Source organism: Enterobacter cloacae complex sp. (assembly GCF_900322725.1).
Lineage (GTDB): Bacteria > Pseudomonadota > Gammaproteobacteria > Enterobacterales > Enterobacteriaceae > Enterobacter > Enterobacter quasihormaechei.
The window spans coordinates 25,001-41,634 of record NZ_LT991960.1 but is presented as its reverse complement, the minus strand read 5'-3'; the positions used below and the strand labels follow the sequence as shown (position 1 = coordinate 41,634).

Sequence of the window (16,634 nt, the reverse complement as noted above, 5' to 3'; positions counted from 1 at the left end):
TTCTGCCCTCCCTCATCCCTCACCATTTCCGGTAACGCTATGAAGTACGGTCTGTCTTTCATGGCTGGCTCCCGGCGGCATTCGAGGGCGCATCAAGTATTTGCCGGGCCACCTGTGCGCAGTCACCGGTTTGTGCCACTTTCTCCAGCGCCTGTTTGACGTGAATGTTACCGCGTACCACGTCATATCCGGCCTGACACCGTACCACCAGAGACGGCACACTCCGGATGCTGTACTGCGTGTACAGTGTCGGGTCGATCTGCACGCCGTCGGTCACGCCATCCTTCACCAGCTGCAGCACCGCGTCAGTGGTGGTCTTCATGTCGTTATTGACGAGCCCACGCAGTGTCGCCGGAATGCCGTACTGCCGGGTTTCGTGCAGCATCCGCTTCAGCCCCTCTTCAGGTATCGAGAAGGAGACAAAGTACAGCGCCCCTTCTGCTGGCTTTTCCTGATTCGCCGCTTTCTGCTGGCTGACCAGATTATCGATAAACTGGCGGTCTGATTTGGGCAGAGGATTACGGTTGATTTGCGCCTCAAGCTCCTGCTGCAGCTGTTTATCCGGATGCTGGCGCAGCTGTTCGCTGAGGGTCTCCTGCTGCTTCAGCCATTCTCTGTCTGTAACAGAGGAGGTTTCAGCCAACACCGCTCGTCCGGTCAGCAAAAGCATGACCATAAACAGATTCATTAATTTCATGAGAGACTCCTGTCAGAGAAAGACACAATTGCGTTTACGCCACATCAGATAGCCATAGTTCTTACGGGTGTTGGGTGGATTTTTACCGGCCTCCCAGCGCATCACGCTGCGCCCCACGGGATGGCACTGGCCGCTGTCCGGGTACATGTTCACCATCTGATAGCGCCAGCGCTCTTTGGGGATGATCGGGGACGGATACTCATAGCAGACCGCCTTGTCCTTCCCGATGCTCTCCATAATTTGTCCCTGCCGGTGAAGCTTGTACGCCATGCGCTCGCTGACAAGTAACGAGGACTGCAGCGGACTGGACTCGTTGCTTACCCAGCCGCTAAACGGGTACATCGAACCCTGAGAGCCGGCACACCAGAACAGAATATCGAGTGGCATATGAAACGCGCTGGCCATAGCGTCAGCCGCGCACGCCCCCTGTGCGATGGGGTTAGCAAACAGGATGGCTTCCGGATTCAGAATAGTGGTGAGGCTGCTGTCCACCCAGGTCGGGTCAATCTCGGACAGATAGGCTATATCCATGTCTCCGCCTTCCAGACAGCCTGCGGAGGTGATGATGTTCAGCCAGTAGGTCAGCGGGTACTTGTACCAGTGAACGTGATAAAAAGCGCCGTTCACCTGCTTGTCGTCCTTTCTCGCGGTCCCCATACCGGTCTTGCCGAGATTGATACTGAAGCCCCCCAGATTGACCATACAGCCAGGCGAACGGCTGACGTCCGTCATGGCCATCGGCTCCCAGTACCCGATGGCCAGGCCGGGGCGAACAAAAATCGGTGGCGGCGCCGGACACAGCTGCAGGGGACTACCCGGATTGCTGGTATCAGGCAGATCGCCTTTACCAACCTGCACGCTGCCGAGTGATAAAGGAAATATGCAGCGCCAGCACACATCGGTGATCGGGTTGACGAATCGACCTTCACACGACGGATCTGCATGTACCTGAGGGACTAACGAAAAAAACAGGAGGATAAACAAAAATGATATTTTTCTCATTGATTATCCCTTCCCCTGTATTTTTCCCAGATGTTGTTTACACCATCGATTATTTCTTTCTGCTTTTTTAAATCCTGTCCCTTAGCGAAATCCTTCAGCACGTTGGAAATAAACTCCAGTCTGTAAACCTTCCGCCAGAACGAGTCCTCATCATGTGGTTTTAAAAGAAAAAGCTCATCCAAATCCTTTTCCATATCGCTGATGAGATGACTTGCTTTGCCTTCAACATACCGACAATACCGACTATTCTGTAATTCATAATCGTCAATTTTTTCTTTCAGAAGCCTTTCACATTCACGTCGGTGGTTAATTTCTTTATTTTGTCGAACCACCGTAAGCCACTGAACAACAATTAATGCTGCGAGAGTAATCTCAGTAATAGTCATATAATCACCTGACAAATAATCGTAATTCGGAATCGTACGGGTCAACGGACGGGAAACACCTCAATATTCAGCCGTTCACCGGAGGGCGCCGGCGTGATCCGCGCCGGGACCGCCGTCAGGCCAAATCGCTTGCTCAGTACGCCGTTCTGGTCGAAATAGATCCGGCTGTCCAGCGCTGCGGAGGTGTCCGGGATACTGCCACGCACCAGGATAATTTTGCTCATCAGGGTTTCCGGCACCTGACGCTTCATCCAGGCCAGCTGGTCGGCATCGTCTCCATTGATGAAGTACAGGGTCTGGACAAACGGTACGGTTTTAAGCGGGTTCACCACATCGCCCTTGCGGGCAAACACCCGCCCCTCATTGTCCTTCAGGTCTTCGGTCAGGCGGATGCTGGGATCAAACCAGCGCTGCTCGTATTTCTCCGCACGCTTAATGCCCTCCACCGGTGCCGGGCGCTGACTGTTCTCGATAACCCGCTGCTTAAACGCATCCATCGTCTGGTCCCACTGGCCAGAGGATTGCAGTGACTGCAGACGCTGCGTGATGAGCTGCAGCATGTCCTGCTCCCGGACGGGCCATAAATCCCCCCAGGTACCGAGATCAGCCGCCTGAGTCAGCGGCGATACCAGGCAGGCGGCGAGCAGACAGTCTTTCAGTCGTATCATTACTGTTCTCCTTTCATCCGGCGGGCAATGTCGTGCTGGATGTTGCGGGTCACATCGGGCGCGCCCTGAACCACGGCAGGTGAAACCAGAATGACCACATGATGCTGCTGCTGATACTCCGCCAGACTCTTCTCCAGCGCGTCGTTAAACCGGTCAGAGAGCGCTTTTGACTGCGCTTCTGTCAGCTGCTTCTGACTGACACTGTCCATAAAGCTGTCGAGCGTCTTCTTCATATCAAAAGCCACCACCCGCGGTGTGGAGTACTCCAGAACCACGCGTGAGAGAAACGCGCTGGTTGCCAGGGCGAAAAGCACGAGAGCAACGATGACAGGTATCCGGCGAAAGGTATGAGAGTTCGTACTGACCGGCTGTTCGGTGTTGTTTTTCATCACTGTTTATCCTCCATGTCATTCACCGGTATTCGGGCTTCAAGCTCTGCCATTTCGTCTTTAAAGTTGCGACACGCGAGGCCGTACACCGCATCGTGGATATCGACCCCCTCCTGCCGGCGAGCTTTCATGTACTCAAAATCCGGGCCTTTTGAGGAGTACATCGCCCGGCTGAGCGGGTCGACGAACAGGCGGTGCCAGGAGCAGTTCGCTTCCACCTGCAGCATAAAAGAGCTGAACCACTGCTCTTTGGCCGAACCGAAGCCGTTAATCATGTCTTTCTCCAGCTTGCTGAACTGATCCGGGTACAGCTGGTTATACTTGGCAAATTCCTTCGCTGACTGTTTCAGAATGGCCTTGTATGACGAGTTCCCCCAGGCAGCGCGTGCAGCGCTCGATGCGGTCGGGGAATCGAAGTCCACGATATTTTGCGTGATGGTGATGTATGCGCCGGTATGTCGACGCGCGGTACGGTAGCCTTTCTCGATGAACTGACCCACTTTTTCATTCTTGAAATCAAGGAGCTTCCAGCCTTCATCGATGACGTTCAGTTTTTTCAGGCCACGCGGTGACTGATACATCCTGTTCTCGATGTAAATAATCAATGAGAACATCACAGCGATAAGCAGAGATGGCCGCGACTCCAGGCCACCGAGCTCCAGTACCACCATCCGGGCATCATCGTGGAGTGTTGGTGTATCTGAGTTGAAATAGTCCCCGTAGATCCCATTTACCGTGTACTGATCGAGCAGGATTATCATCTCGTCCAGACGGCCCCGGATTGTTGGGGAATCAGCATATTCATCGCTGTCCTTCGCGTCCTGTAAAAACTGCACTACGTCATCAACGCGTGCATGATTACGCTTGCTTAACCAGGCCGCCTGCACTGCCTGCAGAAGCAGGCCTTCATGGACTTCATCGAGGTTGCCGTTCGGACTGGCCATGACAGACATCTGATCGCGTATACGTTCTGCTGACATGTCGAAGTGAGCATCATCCAGCACGTTGGCGAACGGGTTAAACTTGAGGGTATCGCCATCGAGGTATACGCCCCCCATGTTTTCACACAGGGACTTATAGCCATCGCCCATGTCGAACACCCAGGCAAACCCGCCGGAGTCGAGCACACTGCGAATGAGGGGCTGAATCAGACCGGTTTTACCCGCCCCGGACGTCCCGCAGACTGCCATGTTGAAATTGGTATTGTTCATTCCCTCGTAGAACAGGTCGATGAACGCCAGCTGATTTCGGTAGGTGGGCGCCAGGAGTCCCGCCGGCGCCAGCGGGCTGTCAGCGACGATCGGCAGGAGGTTAGCCACCTGGAACGTCTCCGCCCGCTTCACCACGCCTGCCGCCTGCAGCTCTTTAAACAGGCCCTCACCACACTTGAACGGCATCATGGCCAGAAAGTTACGCAGGTGATGGTAGCGGGCCGGGATCAGCTGGAAACCGCCTTTACGGTAGCTGTTGAGCACCTGCTGTTCAGCGGCGAGAGAGGCCTCTGTGCTGTCTGCGGTGTACGTGGTGATATTAAAGAAGTAGGACACCAGGGAGGTCTGGTTGGTCGCCAGTCGCTGGCGGATATCGCCCCACTCCTGCATTTCTTTTATCACGTTCGGAAAAAACTTCGCGTAGGAGGTTTTGCTTTTCTTCTCCACGTCCATGAATTTCATGTTGGCTTCATTCTGGGTCTTCACCTGGTCCTCCACCATCAGCGTCAGCGTAATGACAAAGGGGCAGGAAATGGAGAGCTCCGGGTTAAGCAGGTTGGCGTAGTTATCCGCGGAGGTCCAGAGGAAGGCCATTTCCGGATCACTCTCCAGATGGTAGCTCGTCACCCGGGTTACGCACTCTTTCCCGTCACGCCCCAGGCGGCCAATTTTCAGATGACCGGCGGTGACCTGCATATCAAAGCTGTCATCGACACACTGATAGTTCAGATCCTGATAGGGGTCCAGCTTATACGGTACGCGGTACATCTCGTGCGGGTCCGGGTTTATAAGCTCGCGCATCAGTTCGACCAGCCCGGCAGCATCAAGGATACGCGTCGGAATATAGGCACCGCCCAGTGACGCCCGCAGGATTTTAATCTGGTTCTCCATCTCCACAATTTGCGTGGTGGAGTTTTTCTTCCGGGGCACGCAGCAGGAGATGTACACGCGGTAGTTACGCAGCGTCAGGGGTAAATCCAGTGCAGGAGGCAGGGGGAACTTCGTCTCCGCTGCCCGGAGATAGTAGGCCTGGGTGATGGCGTTAAACTTTTTAGCCTGTTTACCGCTCCAGCGGAATTCACGCAGACCGTAGTCGATATCATTGCCGACCAGTTTGCTGGAGACCAGATGAAAACTGACCGGGACGCCCCGGGGAAGTTTGCTGCGCAGTAAATGCTCCAGTGTGGCGACGATACTTTTATCCGCACCGGGTAAAGGACGCGCCTCAAACATAAAACCGATGGTTTTGTTATTAATAAACAGCCCGGTCGCGGAATCATAATCCTTATAGGGCAAAATACGGCTGAACTGGGGGAAATTCATGCTGCCCAGCGTGTCATTGGCTTTCGCGGATTCGTCGGGCAGTTTCAGTGCTGATACCAGTGAATTCACTGCCTGGGTGACGGCATCGATGATGTTATTACTCATGCGGGCGTTCCTTTAAGAGCATTTCAAAATAACAAGGGTAATAAATGGCAAGAAGAATATTCATATCCGCACTAGAAACTCCTTCTTATAATGGAAAGCACTGGAATAAAAAACAATAAACACATGGAGGCAATAATCTGACCCATAAAGATCGAATCCAACAACACCTCCCCTTGCCACAGACAAACAAGCAGAGTGATAAATAATAAAACCACATGAAAGAAAACAATCAGGAACAGAATGTTCGCTGAGAACTCCCCATCACCAACTTCTACCTCTAAGCAGAAAAAATAAAATACACACAAACTACAGATAATATAGACGCCTTCATGTCGAATACCCTGAAAGAAATCAGGAGAAAACTCTCCTGCCAGTCCATTGTAAGTCAGTCTGGCTCCCAGATAGATGAGCCAGTAGACTGGAGGTATAAACAAAAATCCGTACTTTCGAAGAAACAGCATCATATCCATCCCCTGATTATTTGCTCATAGCGTTCAGTGCGTTAAGTTTTTTTCACGTACTGCTTTAATCTCTTCTTTATACTTGCATTCTGATGCCATCTTTTTTGCGTCACCGAAAGTTAATGGCTCTGACGAAGTGCCTGTGTTAGTTTGAATTGCTAAACGTAACGCCTCACCTGCACAAGGTGTCTAATGAATAATACTTTGCAGTTGTTCTGGAGTGGCGGGCTGCATATCGCGAGAATCTTCAATATACTGCACAAAAAAAATACCCAGTTAACACAATTAAAAGAAGAACTATCAAAAAACCAAATTGCTGGCCAATTTCTTGCTGTCTTTCCATTGTTCCATCCCTACCGGTCAATCCAGTTTGTTAATCAGCATTTCATTTTGAGTTAGCTTTATATAATTCCCACTGATGGATATAGGAATAATACTGCCCACCAGGCACATTAATGATGATGCCATCACAGTCCAGTTTATTAACAGGGCTGGTAAAAGCGCCTGTCGGCATGTTTACCTCAAGTGTCCGGCAGTCATCTTTCCAGTGTCTACCTGCTTCAAGTTCATCCATCGAAAATGAGTGAATGGAGATAACGAACATCCCGGAAAACCCAACCACCGCTATAAGCGCACAGTATATGAATGTATCGCCTCTGTTAACTCGAAGATTGAATTTTTCAGGGATGGCAACCATAGCCAGCGCACCGACCACACCAATAACAAAAAGAATCAGGCATATACCGTTAAGCCATGCAACGTTATGTCCGAGTATATAGTACGCTTTCACTTTCTTATTCCTTATGCTGCATACTTTCAAATAACGTGAGATTGTTAATACTGACCATCGGTCTTACTATTCACCTGCCCCCATCCGTTCAAAGGAATAAATCAAGACATAAAACATATAAAAGATGACTGTGGCTGTAAAAAATCCCGTTATTACTGACAGCGTCAAATCAGGAGAGCCGGCCCACATGTTTTTATCCATGAATACCATGAAAGAAAATAAAGCACTGAGACCTGTAAGCCCAAACAACATTAAAATACAGGCAAGCGTATCTCTTACAAAAACACCAATAATTACATAGCCGTAACCACAGATAATGATTGCCATTGCAAAAAAAAGTCGTACAAAACCATCAAAACTTAACTGGTATTCAGCCATTTACACCCTCACTCAATGTTTCCATCACGCTGTTCAAAGGCTCGCGGGTTTTAATTTCAATGCACTCTCCTGTATTACTTCCGTAACCTCTTCCTCCACGTGCTTCGAGTACCCGTAGCATTTTTATGCAAACATCTGTATTAGGCATGGGAGAAACATTCCAAATCCCACCGCCACTACTCGGCGTCATCAGCACCAGAAAAATAAAGGCATGCATACTTTATTGCCCCTGTTTATATATTAACGACTGAATATCTCTTCGATTAACTCCTGTAAGGTAACCGGCTTATTCCCGCTTATCGCCTTTTCATACTCATCTGCACTGACATTTTCAATGACATCACCACACTGAAGCCGGTTTTGCGTGGGAGACAATAAACCTTTATCAATATTCTTCTCCAGCAAGCGGCAGTCATGAGTCCAGTGGTGTGCGAGCGCTTCTGGTACAGGGTCATTACTGAATACAAACAGCAAGAGATATACTGAAAATACAAAAGCAAGCAGCCATTTGAATAATTCATCCATAACGTTACTTACCTTCCGTGCGAAGTTTATTAACCTCTGTCTTATCCCTGTATTTCACATCCATATACCGTGTTACGCCATCCGGGCAAGACCAGGCATCTTTTGCTTTAGCCAGAAACCCTGCCTGCTGTGCTTCAAATGCGGAGACTCTGCAGTTTTTCAGGGTATAGATGACATTCTGTTTATTGGTTTGAATCTGTTTGTATGTTGACTCAGGCTCAATAAAGACAAACACTTCTGTTATCGCGACGACAATACACATTATCAGAATGATTGACTTACCCCACCAGGACACAAACAACCGCTGTAAAAAGAAAGACATAACTGCGGCAGTGCCAACAATCAGCATCAACATAAAAATATATGACGATTCCTCGCACAAAAGCATCCAGAGATATTTAATTGACTCAGTCACTTTCGAAATCCTTTCATTTTTCGTAATCAGTTTTAAGTTCACACGCTACCGCCCATCCCTTTCAACGCAGAGGGCACTCGTTATAATTCAGAAATGTAAACTTACTGCAGCGCCAGTAATGGCGCTGTGAATCAATTAAGGCGAGGTTGTCCCCACGCCGATGGTGTCACGACAAAAAGAACCGTTGCTGGCTGGTGATATACATCATCTGCATCCACATACGGCGCTATCCACAATGACGTTGTCTCCTCCCCTTTTCTTAATGGCCGGGGAAAATTACCTGGCGGTGTTGACGGTGACGTAAACGTTGACGCCACTACTGGTAAAGACATTTTCACTACCGGCAAAGACTGGAGCCTTTTCTCGGTTTCGAAATATGTTGCCTCATTCTTTGCCGTTGGATTATTTAGGTACACTGCACGTGCTCGATCTTTCTCCGCGGCCACTCTGGCCTGGGTCAGGTTGGACTGTGGCGGCAACGGGTACGAATTCACTGACGTGGTTCTGAAATTACCCTCAGCCAGTTGTGGCAACCCGGCCGCAGCCGGCTTTGCATCACTGCGTTCCTCTTTCAGCTTCGCTTTTTCATTTGCCTGCTCCATCGTCATACAGGTATCCGACGTCGTGGCATTACATTGAAATTCAGTCTCTGTGCCCGCGCACCCGGTTAAGAGCAAAGCGCCGCCCAGAGGAATTAACAGCATTAATTCCTTCATGATATTTCTCGCTATTTATCGGTTATTTTTCAGGTTCATCCTGATTGGGTTATTTGCCTTAATTGCCCGGTGTAATTACCCTCAGCGCTGACAGGGCAGCCGTAATAAGAGACTTAGCCATTATTTTCCCCCTGCGGCGCTGCGCCCGGAGAGAACTCCCGCGGATCAAGTTTGCCCAGCTTCTTCAGCATCTCGTCAGTATTGAATCCGTTCATACCGCCGCCTGACTGATGATGGGCATCAGCCTGCGGTGCCGGCTCCGCCTCCTGATTCTGAGCCTGCTGTTGCCCGTTCTTTTCCGCTTCCAGCTCTTCAATCGTTTTCAGCTGGAATCCATCCTGGAACACGACGGTCACTTCGTTGCCGGCACCAATCGGAATGACCGGGTGATACTGCTCGGCCCTTTTGATGTAGTACTCGCTCAGCGTCTGCGCAGCTTTAGATGCACCACCGCCGACCCCCATTTTCAGAACGTCACCGGCGCCAACAGATGCGGTTGCCCCCAGGCCAACAGCCGGCTGTGAAGCCCGTTCCATGCCCTGACCAATCCCGTCAACAAAACCGGCCCCCCATGCCCAGCCGAGGATTTTTCCGTTACGCATCACCACCTCTCCCTTAACCCCGTTTTTCCCCATAAAGGAAACGTGGCCGTTAATGGGCTGATCGATGGTTTTATCACCTTTGATACAGCTGATATTGCGGGTACGGACAATGGCGCGTTCGCTGGAGACATCGCCCCAGGCTTCAAGGCCCACAAAACACCCTGTCAGGTCGTAGGTTTTGCTGTTTGGCATTTCCACGCGACCAGTGATACGCAACTGCATCGGTACAGTTGATTCATTCCCGGTAACAGACGCGTTGGCATCTGCCCCCTCGATAAGCATACTTTTTGCAAAGCTCCCCGACGGAATGTACGGCAATGACTTCGTTTTTTTTCCTTTGTCGTAACTGAACGTTTTACGCTGTATCTGGTTTGGTACCGGTACAGACTGGTAGCTGACCTGCGGCGGCGGTGTCATACCATTCCCCGGATAGAATGCCGTCGGAGGCGGTACCGCGGCGCCGGTTTGCGGCGGATAACTGGCTGGCTGCGGCTCCCCTTCCGGACCGGGTGGCGGTGACGGAGGAGTCGGCGCGGGCTCGCCACCAGAGACAGCCGGTTTCACGCCCAGCGCCTTCAGCTGAGTCTGCATGGCTTCATTGTCACTGCTGAGCTTGTCGATACGTATCTGGTCGGCGGTTCGCGCCTTACTCAGTAGGTCCACTTCCCCCTGCAGGGAGTCAAAACGCTTGTTGAGATCAGCGGCAGTCGCCTGCATTTCTGTTGTCGCGTGCTGCTCCACCTTACTGTTGAAGCTGCTGTCGACCACCCCGGTCATATCCGGTGCGGGTTCGCCCTGAGCCGGGGCTTCCTCATCAGAGCTCATGTTCAGATCTGACAGATACAGCCCGCCTCCGACTGCTGCCGCGCCGCCCGCCAGAATGAGTCCCAGCCAGATATATTGCTTACGTTTGATCAGCGTGTTGAAGTTGGCCATCAGCGCTTCACTCCTTCATCTGACGTCGTGACCCAGATCTGCATGCGACCACCGGCAGTCAGCAGGCCCGCCGGGGTACTGAACATGACGGCACGTGTTCCGGGCTGCCAGAAATCGCTTTCACGCACCATACGGGGCGACCGGGAGACGTTATCCAGACTGTAACGGACGACTTTCAGGTGGTGGCCGACCCAGACCCTGTCGGCAGTGGCGCGCAGACCAGCCGGCACCTGCAGCACTTCAGAGGTGACGGGGACAGACTGATACTCATCGGGTACGCTGCCCTGGCGCACGGCGCGATTAAGCGAAACCAGTAACGATTCATAGGGGTTCGACTCTTCCCAGGCTTTTGCCGGACCGGGGGTACCCGCCAGCTCGCTGACCAGCTGAATTGTCCGGCCTGAGCCCGCACGGGGCACGGCACGAATGGAGAAGTTCAGCCCGCGTTCGGTTTCCACAATGAAGGTGAATGGTTTTTTACTGACGGTCGCCAGAATGGCACCGCCGCTGTCGGTCTGCTCCTGGTTTGTCAGGCCACCGTCCAGGCTGTTTATCGCCGTGATGCGATCTCCAGGTACTGTGAACAGATTCGGGTCGGTGTTACTCACGGCAATATTTGCCTGACCACCATTGGTCAGGGGGACCACTGTCGGCGCCAGCGTACCGCTGAGGGTCGCGGACATCGCGGGGGCGGCCAACAGCAGACAGCCTGAAATAAATAACGGGTTAATTTTTTTCATTATTTATTTCTCCAAAACGCGCCAGCCAGCTGACACCATCGACACGACTGAACTGAATTACATAGCTTTTAATTTCACTGTAGGGTTTGGAATCCCCAATCCACGTTTTCAGCTCACCCCGGATATCCACGCGGTTCTCTGCCGGCCAGGCACGGATCGACGTCATATAAAAGGTGGCATTAACGTTATTGTCTTTAATGCGTTTCGCATCTTCAGCCAGCTGGACCTTGAGGCTGTTCTGCGAGGCGGGTAATACATACCGGAGTAGCTGCTGATGCTGGGCATCAACCGTTTCCGGCGTGACATTCAGACGCAGGGCAACAAAGGACAGGCCCAGCTGCTCAATATAAGAGGCGTCAGCCTGGTTCTGAGACACCGCAAAGGGGGCACTGAATAACATCGGTGTCACTGCCACTTTCTGTTCTGTCTGAAGACGGTAATTATTTATGCCCTGGATAATATTGGTCGCAAGACTGAGGGTCAGGAGCGTCCCCAGACTGATAAATCCCACAGCGATAACGCGGGTGGTATTTTGTCTGGCACCATGTTCCATATGTTATTTCCCCGTTGATTTATTTAATCCACTGCCGGAAACAGGAGTCCGGAACATCATGAAAGAAACCTTTAAGAAGGGAGGTTGGCAGATACCAGTAAATCAGGTCGCGTAGCCAGGAACTGCCCCGCCCTTTTTTCAGTTTCTTGATACCCCAGAAAACCAGTGCCGCTGCAGCCATACCAAAAATGAACTTGCTGGTCCAGAAACCCCAGCCGAGACAAATCACGGCCGGGATAAGTTCATCGAGATATAAGCCAAACCAGCGGGACTGGTTAGTCAGTGTTTCCGGGAAACGGTATCGCTTTAATTCGTCTCCCGTCATCACGTGCTTCCTGTCAGTAACCGGCGACCGACATACCGATGGTGATAAAGGTGGAAATAATCGCGAAGCCAAACAGGAACTTCACGTTTTTGGTCATCATGTACATGATGCCGCCGGCGACAACTTCTGCCAGAACCACCCATTTGACGACGCTGGACTGCTTACCAAACGTGCCTTTAACGGTCGCATCCCCGGACTTCATCAGGTCGGTTGCCGTGGTGGTGGCCATCGCAGCATCCGGGAAGAACGCCGCCACAGCAGCAACCGGCAGCGCAACTTTAGCGACTTTCAGGGCTTTCTTTTTATTGAAAACGCGGGACATAAAAGACGGTTTGGTTTTTTCAGAGACAGCAGAGCCCTGAACACTTAATACAGCATTCATATTTATTTCCTTTAAAAAGAATGGTTGATATATAAAACAGATTTATGACTATGATGTTAAATCACACTTCCTGCTCACCTCCTGGTACGGTTAGTTCTGAGTTATAAAAGTCCGGAAACCGCTCAAGATGATCTTTCAGCCTCAAATAGGCCTCGGATGTTTTACTTCTTCTGCTTCTGTCTTTTGCTTTGATGAGTCGACGATTCGTCTCTTCATCCAGTTTCAAAAGCACATTTTTTCCAGGCGCAGGTCGTGCGTTACTCCTAATCGCTCTTTCCAATCGACCTCCAAAATAAGATTACCAACTCTTAAAAAATTTTACATTGGCAAAGTAAAAAGTAAATAAATCATGGAGGAATATTGAGTAAATTATTTTCACAATTGCGCGCACTAAAAGTGCGCGCAATTAACATAACATTAACATTTACCAGATAGAATCTTAATTACATTAAAAGCAAGCTGACAATAATTAAATGTATTCAATACCAACAATCCTAAGTAATCCCTGTCACTTACAAAACAATCAGTTTTAATTTTCCTTATTAGTTTCTTCACCTTGTCTTCAGTCAATTTTGTAGAGCTACAAATTTTTGATATCGTAAACCCATATGCATACAAATTAAATACCTTCCAGAAATCTAAATCCACTTTCTTTCTCATACAAAAGATATCATCAATTTCCACAGAGGCCCGAAAATATTCGTCACCCAAAGATAAAAAATTCGTGGATTCTAAAAAAAACACCCATCGCACAAATTTAACATTATTGACTGAGATGCATTCAATTAATATTGTTAGCAAACAACCTATTGATTTAACGTTCTTAAAAACAAATGGTCCCATTCCTGATAAAGAATTCAGCTCGGCGTTAAACAAGTCTAACCGAACATTAACTGGGATAGATGAAAACCATATGTTTAATTCATTGCCATTCAGGACAGTTCTTTCAAAAGGAGGACTCAAATAAATTAACTCCCCTTGAGCATCGCGTACGAAGGATTGACTTGATGAGATTGAAAGCAAATCCTCAAGATGATTGATGATTTCCGATTGACTGTACACCATGATTTGACTACGATCCATCGCACACATAGGTGCCTCCTTAGAAGGTTTCTATGGATAGTTGGTGTAGAGAGCTCTCATCTCTCTACACCAATGTTTTTTAAATTTTAAACTACATCCCAATTATAAAACCTACACTCAACAAAATCATCTAATATGAGCAGATCTTTACACTGAATTTTAAACCATCCTTAGAATAATCACATATACAATGAATGATTTCCTGCAAACTAACACTATCAGCTTCATTATTACGTAAAATCTTAAATTACTCTCCCTCAGCATCTTCATCAGGAAAAAAATTTCGCATGGCTTCCTGAACATCCTCCTGGATATTCAGAACCATACTCTTCCATTGCCACCGTGGATCATCTTTAACATGAGGACTCAGACACTCAATACCCAGAATTTTATTCACTGAAAATTGTGTTTTCACAACACTTTCAAGTAATGCTCTGTTGAATGCCATCTGGTTGAAACCAGACTCTTTACGTTCCATCTGAGCCTCATAAACACGTAAGCCTAACTCAAGTAGCATTGTCGATATACTTGAAAAGCTGACATCCTTATCTTTAGCCCCCTCCATTCTGCGTTTTTCTACAATCGCATTAATTTTCTCACACACCTCATCACTGGGGTAGGCCTGCACTTTACCCATCTCGCTCTCCTTATTAAAATTAAAACATTTACTTATTTTTCAGATTCCAGAACAATCGAACTCCTAACAATTCAATTCATGAATCGAATCATAAACCAAGCTTTAATTTTGTAATTCATTAAGCAAATCACATCACGAATTGAATTACAAGTCAATTCATCTCAACCACCTGATTTTAATATCATGAATCGCACTCAATTTACAATTGACTTGTTTATGAATCACTAGTGAATCACCACCAATTCATATATGTATTAGCTTATATTAAATTAAATAACTTAACCCCTCATAACTCACTGTTTCCAAATACCAATCTGCAAAATTTTAATTTTGCGTAGTGTGTGGTGATTTTGTGGTGAGGAGTGCATATTTGTTGAGTCTGGTTCTGGTCTGGGTTAACGTATTTAAAGGAATCGGCCCGGAGGGAGTCTTTTGAGAAAAAAAATGGCGTTTGCTGCCCTGTTATTAATATCCACGCCTGTATGGGCCACGGATTGTTTTGATCTGGCGGGACGGGATTACCGGATTGATCCGGATCTGCTCCGGGCTATTTCATGGCAAGAATCGAAGTGGGTGGTGAATGCCATCGGTAAAAATCCGGGAACAGGATACGGTGCCGGACTGATGCAGATCGATTCGCAGCACCATGCCCGGTTATCGGAGTTCGGTATTAAACCGGAACATCTTCTGACGGATGCCTGCCTGAATATTTATACCGGTGCGTATTATCTGGCGCTGGCGTTTAAGAAGTGGGGCGTCAGCTGGGAGGCGGTCGGCGCCTACAACGCGGGATTTCGCAGAACGGACAGACAGGCGATGCGGCGACTGGCATATGCGAGAAAGATTGAGGCTGTATACCGGGCCATCAAGGCAAATAAAAACGCCGGACAATCCCGGGCGGTTAAAAACGAAAGACCTCATGAATGAGGTCTTTTTTTTCAGATGTATGATTAATCAATCGCCCGCCAGATTAAATGCCGTTCGGGATGATGAATAATGCTGATATAATCTTTCAGCGCATCCTGACGGGAAACCAGATGTTTACAGACTCGGGCATATTCCGGCCCCATATCCGCCACCTGCCATGACAGCCAGTTCATAATCATTAGTGTAGCAATAATTCCTGCTGCATCGGCGCTGACTTCACCCTCAAAATAGTTTCCGGGGATATGCATCCTGTAACGCTGCTCCCCTTCAGGTGCAATGTACCCGGTCTGCGTGGTGATGAACTGAATGCGGCCTGGGGTAATATTCCCGCCGACACCCTGCGGAATAATCCAGTAAGACCAGAATCCGCCATCGTAATCCGAATGCTGGCGTAACCAGCCTGCCGCCATATTATAGGCTGACGGCGTAAAAAAGAGGGCCGGGATAAAATCCAGACGCTCATCGCCATCGGTGACGGCATAACGCAGATATTTGTCTGTTTTAAATTGTTCGTCTGATTCACGAGTGGCGGTGTTGACGTTGGGGTTGACGTTTATTGTGTGCATGCTGAATGTCTCCTTTGCGGTTTATTAAATCGTTCGACTTCATCACTGAGCGGCAAAGGGCAATTTGCAGCCGACGGGGAGGAAATAAAGGGGCGCGAAGCGTTTATACACCCCTTTATTTTCGCCACGACGGATGCTAAAAGCCGCCCTCCGCGAAAAGATGATGTCGGGCGATATAGCGCGGGGCTGAGCATGCACACAACCCGGAACGTCAATTCGGTCTTTACCGAATTCACGTTCCGGCCTGAAGAGTGGCGGGTATTTATCGCCACGGTGAAAGCGGCGCATCCTGATAAGGATGCAGCAAGCGCGATGTTGAATTTGCGTCAGGATGGAAACCCGGCAGGGCAGAGACAGCTCGCTGGCGGCCAGTGACAGAAAATCACTGAACACCTCCCAGCGTCCCAGATGGCGGCCCGTGTCTTTAAACACGCGGATAAAGCGGCTCCGGCTGTGCTGCTCACTCATCATTCTCTGAACAGAAGGCACCACTTCCGCGACCTGCGCCCTGACCTGAATCACAGGGGGATTATCTGCGCTTTCTCTGGCCATGTTAAAAAAATCGGCAAAACTCAGCTGTGACATGACGTTATCTCCGGTAATGCCGCCCCAAAGGGGCGGCGTTTTTCACATCACGCGAGGCCGAGGCCAGCGTAAACCACAGTCATAAACTGCTGCCAGTACTCCAGCTTCAGGGCCGGAACTCGGGCGCGTTTACCACTGCGCAGGGCATTTACAAACGCGTTCGCCTGTGCGACGATTTGCGGGTCGAAATTCATAGATTTTTCCTCTGTTAATTTTGATAAGCCAGATTCAT

General features: G+C 49.4%; 24 protein-coding genes and 1 pseudogene. 1 reads left to right on the top strand and 24 read right to left on the bottom strand.

What is annotated here, in order from left to right; all coding sequences use genetic code 11:
• Positions 1-58: 58 nt before the first annotated feature.
• The 21 genes from trbC to traM form a co-directional block, all read right to left on the bottom strand.
• Positions 59-697, bottom strand: a complete 639-nt coding sequence (gene trbC / locus DBR02_RS26420; protein WP_011977786.1) for a type-F conjugative transfer system pilin assembly protein TrbC — start codon at positions 695-697, stop codon at positions 59-61.
• Positions 698-709: 12 nt separating this feature from the next.
• Complete coding sequence (gene traU / locus DBR02_RS26415; protein ID WP_009309872.1) at positions 710-1,699, bottom strand: conjugal transfer pilus assembly protein TraU; 990 nt, start codon at positions 1,697-1,699, stop codon at positions 710-712.
• Positions 1,696-2,085 (bottom strand): hypothetical protein, encoded by a 390-nt coding sequence (locus DBR02_RS26410; RefSeq protein WP_004194992.1) that lies wholly within the window; start codon positions 2,083-2,085, stop codon positions 1,696-1,698. Before DBR02_RS26410 ends, traU begins: the two co-directional genes overlap by 4 nt.
• A gap of 41 nt (positions 2,086-2,126) precedes the next feature.
• Entirely contained in the window at positions 2,127-2,753 is a 627-nt protein-coding gene (traW, locus tag DBR02_RS26405) for a type-F conjugative transfer system protein TraW (protein WP_009309871.1), read from the bottom strand.
• Positions 2,753-3,142: a type-F conjugative transfer system protein TrbI gene (trbI, locus tag DBR02_RS26400; RefSeq protein ID WP_004197815.1), complete on the bottom strand. Its 390-nt coding sequence runs from the start codon at positions 3,140-3,142 to the stop codon at positions 2,753-2,755. Before trbI ends, traW begins: the two co-directional genes overlap by 1 nt.
• Positions 3,142-5,781 (bottom strand): type IV secretion system protein TraC, encoded by a 2,640-nt coding sequence (gene traC, locus DBR02_RS26395; RefSeq protein ID WP_107535767.1) that lies wholly within the window; start codon positions 5,779-5,781, stop codon positions 3,142-3,144. Before traC ends, trbI begins: the two co-directional genes overlap by 1 nt.
• Before the next feature lie 71 nt (positions 5,782-5,852).
• A complete protein-coding gene (locus tag DBR02_RS26390) occupies positions 5,853-6,251 on the bottom strand; it encodes a hypothetical protein (RefSeq protein ID WP_023179972.1) in 399 nt (132 codons plus the stop codon).
• 376 nt (positions 6,252-6,627) lie between these two features.
• Positions 6,628-7,032 (bottom strand): hypothetical protein, encoded by a 405-nt coding sequence (locus tag DBR02_RS26375; RefSeq protein ID WP_004197817.1) that lies wholly within the window; start codon positions 7,030-7,032, stop codon positions 6,628-6,630.
• 66 nt (positions 7,033-7,098) lie between these two features.
• Positions 7,099-7,410, bottom strand: coding sequence for a hypothetical protein (locus DBR02_RS26370; protein ID WP_107535766.1), 312 nt, complete (start codon positions 7,408-7,410; stop codon positions 7,099-7,101).
• On the bottom strand, positions 7,403-7,627 hold the full coding sequence (locus tag DBR02_RS26365; RefSeq protein WP_060598869.1) for a hypothetical protein: 225 nt from the start codon (positions 7,625-7,627) through the stop codon (positions 7,403-7,405). Before DBR02_RS26365 ends, DBR02_RS26370 begins: the two co-directional genes overlap by 8 nt.
• 23 nt (positions 7,628-7,650) lie before the next feature.
• Positions 7,651-7,935, bottom strand: coding sequence for a hypothetical protein (locus DBR02_RS26360; RefSeq protein ID WP_107535765.1), 285 nt, complete (start codon positions 7,933-7,935; stop codon positions 7,651-7,653).
• A gap of 4 nt (positions 7,936-7,939) precedes the next feature.
• A complete protein-coding gene (locus DBR02_RS26355) occupies positions 7,940-8,350 on the bottom strand; it encodes a hypothetical protein (protein WP_009309869.1) in 411 nt (136 codons plus the stop codon).
• A 131-nt stretch (positions 8,351-8,481) separates the two neighbouring features.
• The gene (gene traV / locus DBR02_RS26350; protein WP_009309868.1) at positions 8,482-9,066 is read right to left on the bottom strand and encodes a type IV conjugative transfer system lipoprotein TraV; all 585 of its coding nucleotides are present in this window, start codon (positions 9,064-9,066) and stop codon (positions 8,482-8,484) included.
• Positions 9,067-9,179: 113 nt separating this feature from the next.
• Complete coding sequence (gene traB / locus DBR02_RS26345) at positions 9,180-10,604, bottom strand: F-type conjugal transfer pilus assembly protein TraB (protein ID WP_004194260.1); 1,425 nt, start codon at positions 10,602-10,604, stop codon at positions 9,180-9,182.
• Complete coding sequence (gene traK / locus DBR02_RS26340) at positions 10,604-11,344, bottom strand: type-F conjugative transfer system secretin TraK (protein WP_009309865.1); 741 nt, start codon at positions 11,342-11,344, stop codon at positions 10,604-10,606. Before traK ends, traB begins: the two co-directional genes overlap by 1 nt.
• Positions 11,331-11,897 carry a type IV conjugative transfer system protein TraE gene (traE, locus tag DBR02_RS26335; protein WP_004194424.1) on the bottom strand — a complete coding sequence of 189 codons (567 nt, stop codon included), beginning with the start codon at positions 11,895-11,897 and terminating at the stop codon, positions 11,331-11,333. Before traE ends, traK begins: the two co-directional genes overlap by 14 nt.
• Positions 11,898-11,916: 19 nt before the next feature.
• Positions 11,917-12,222, bottom strand: coding sequence for a type IV conjugative transfer system protein TraL (gene traL / locus DBR02_RS26330; RefSeq protein ID WP_004178059.1), 306 nt, complete (start codon positions 12,220-12,222; stop codon positions 11,917-11,919).
• Positions 12,223-12,235: 13 nt separating this feature from the next.
• Positions 12,236-12,604, bottom strand: a complete 369-nt coding sequence (gene traA / locus DBR02_RS26325; RefSeq protein WP_004194426.1) for a type IV conjugative transfer system pilin TraA — start codon at positions 12,602-12,604, stop codon at positions 12,236-12,238.
• A 61-nt stretch (positions 12,605-12,665) separates the two neighbouring features.
• Complete coding sequence (locus DBR02_RS26320) at positions 12,666-12,830, bottom strand: TraY domain-containing protein (RefSeq protein ID WP_032444506.1); 165 nt, start codon at positions 12,828-12,830, stop codon at positions 12,666-12,668.
• A 191-nt stretch (positions 12,831-13,021) separates the two neighbouring features.
• A complete protein-coding gene (locus tag DBR02_RS26315) occupies positions 13,022-13,696 on the bottom strand; it encodes a hypothetical protein (RefSeq protein ID WP_004197737.1) in 675 nt (224 codons plus the stop codon).
• 238 nt (positions 13,697-13,934) lie between these two features.
• Positions 13,935-14,324, bottom strand: coding sequence for a conjugal transfer relaxosome DNA-binding protein TraM (traM, locus tag DBR02_RS26310; protein WP_004197733.1), 390 nt, complete (start codon positions 14,322-14,324; stop codon positions 13,935-13,937).
• Positions 14,325-14,768: 444 nt separating this feature from the next.
• On the opposite strand from traM, the gene DBR02_RS26305 reads away from it, so the two are divergent.
• The gene (locus DBR02_RS26305; RefSeq protein WP_022644940.1) at positions 14,769-15,251 is read left to right on the top strand and encodes a transglycosylase SLT domain-containing protein; all 483 of its coding nucleotides are present in this window, start codon (positions 14,769-14,771) and stop codon (positions 15,249-15,251) included.
• 23 nt (positions 15,252-15,274) lie between these two features.
• Here DBR02_RS26305 and DBR02_RS26300 read toward each other — a convergent pair whose 3' ends face one another.
• The 3 genes and pseudogenes from DBR02_RS26300 to DBR02_RS26290 form a co-directional block, all read right to left on the bottom strand.
• On the bottom strand, positions 15,275-15,817 hold the full coding sequence (locus DBR02_RS26300; RefSeq protein ID WP_022644941.1) for an antirestriction protein: 543 nt from the start codon (positions 15,815-15,817) through the stop codon (positions 15,275-15,277).
• A 348-nt stretch (positions 15,818-16,165) separates the two neighbouring features.
• Positions 16,166-16,402 (bottom strand): annotated as a pseudogene (locus DBR02_RS27105) (N-6 DNA methylase); the annotation flags it as partial.
• Between the two features lie 47 nt (positions 16,403-16,449).
• A complete protein-coding gene (locus DBR02_RS26290) occupies positions 16,450-16,596 on the bottom strand; it encodes a hypothetical protein (protein ID WP_022644943.1) in 147 nt (48 codons plus the stop codon).
• Between the last annotated feature and the right edge of the window lie 38 nt (positions 16,597-16,634).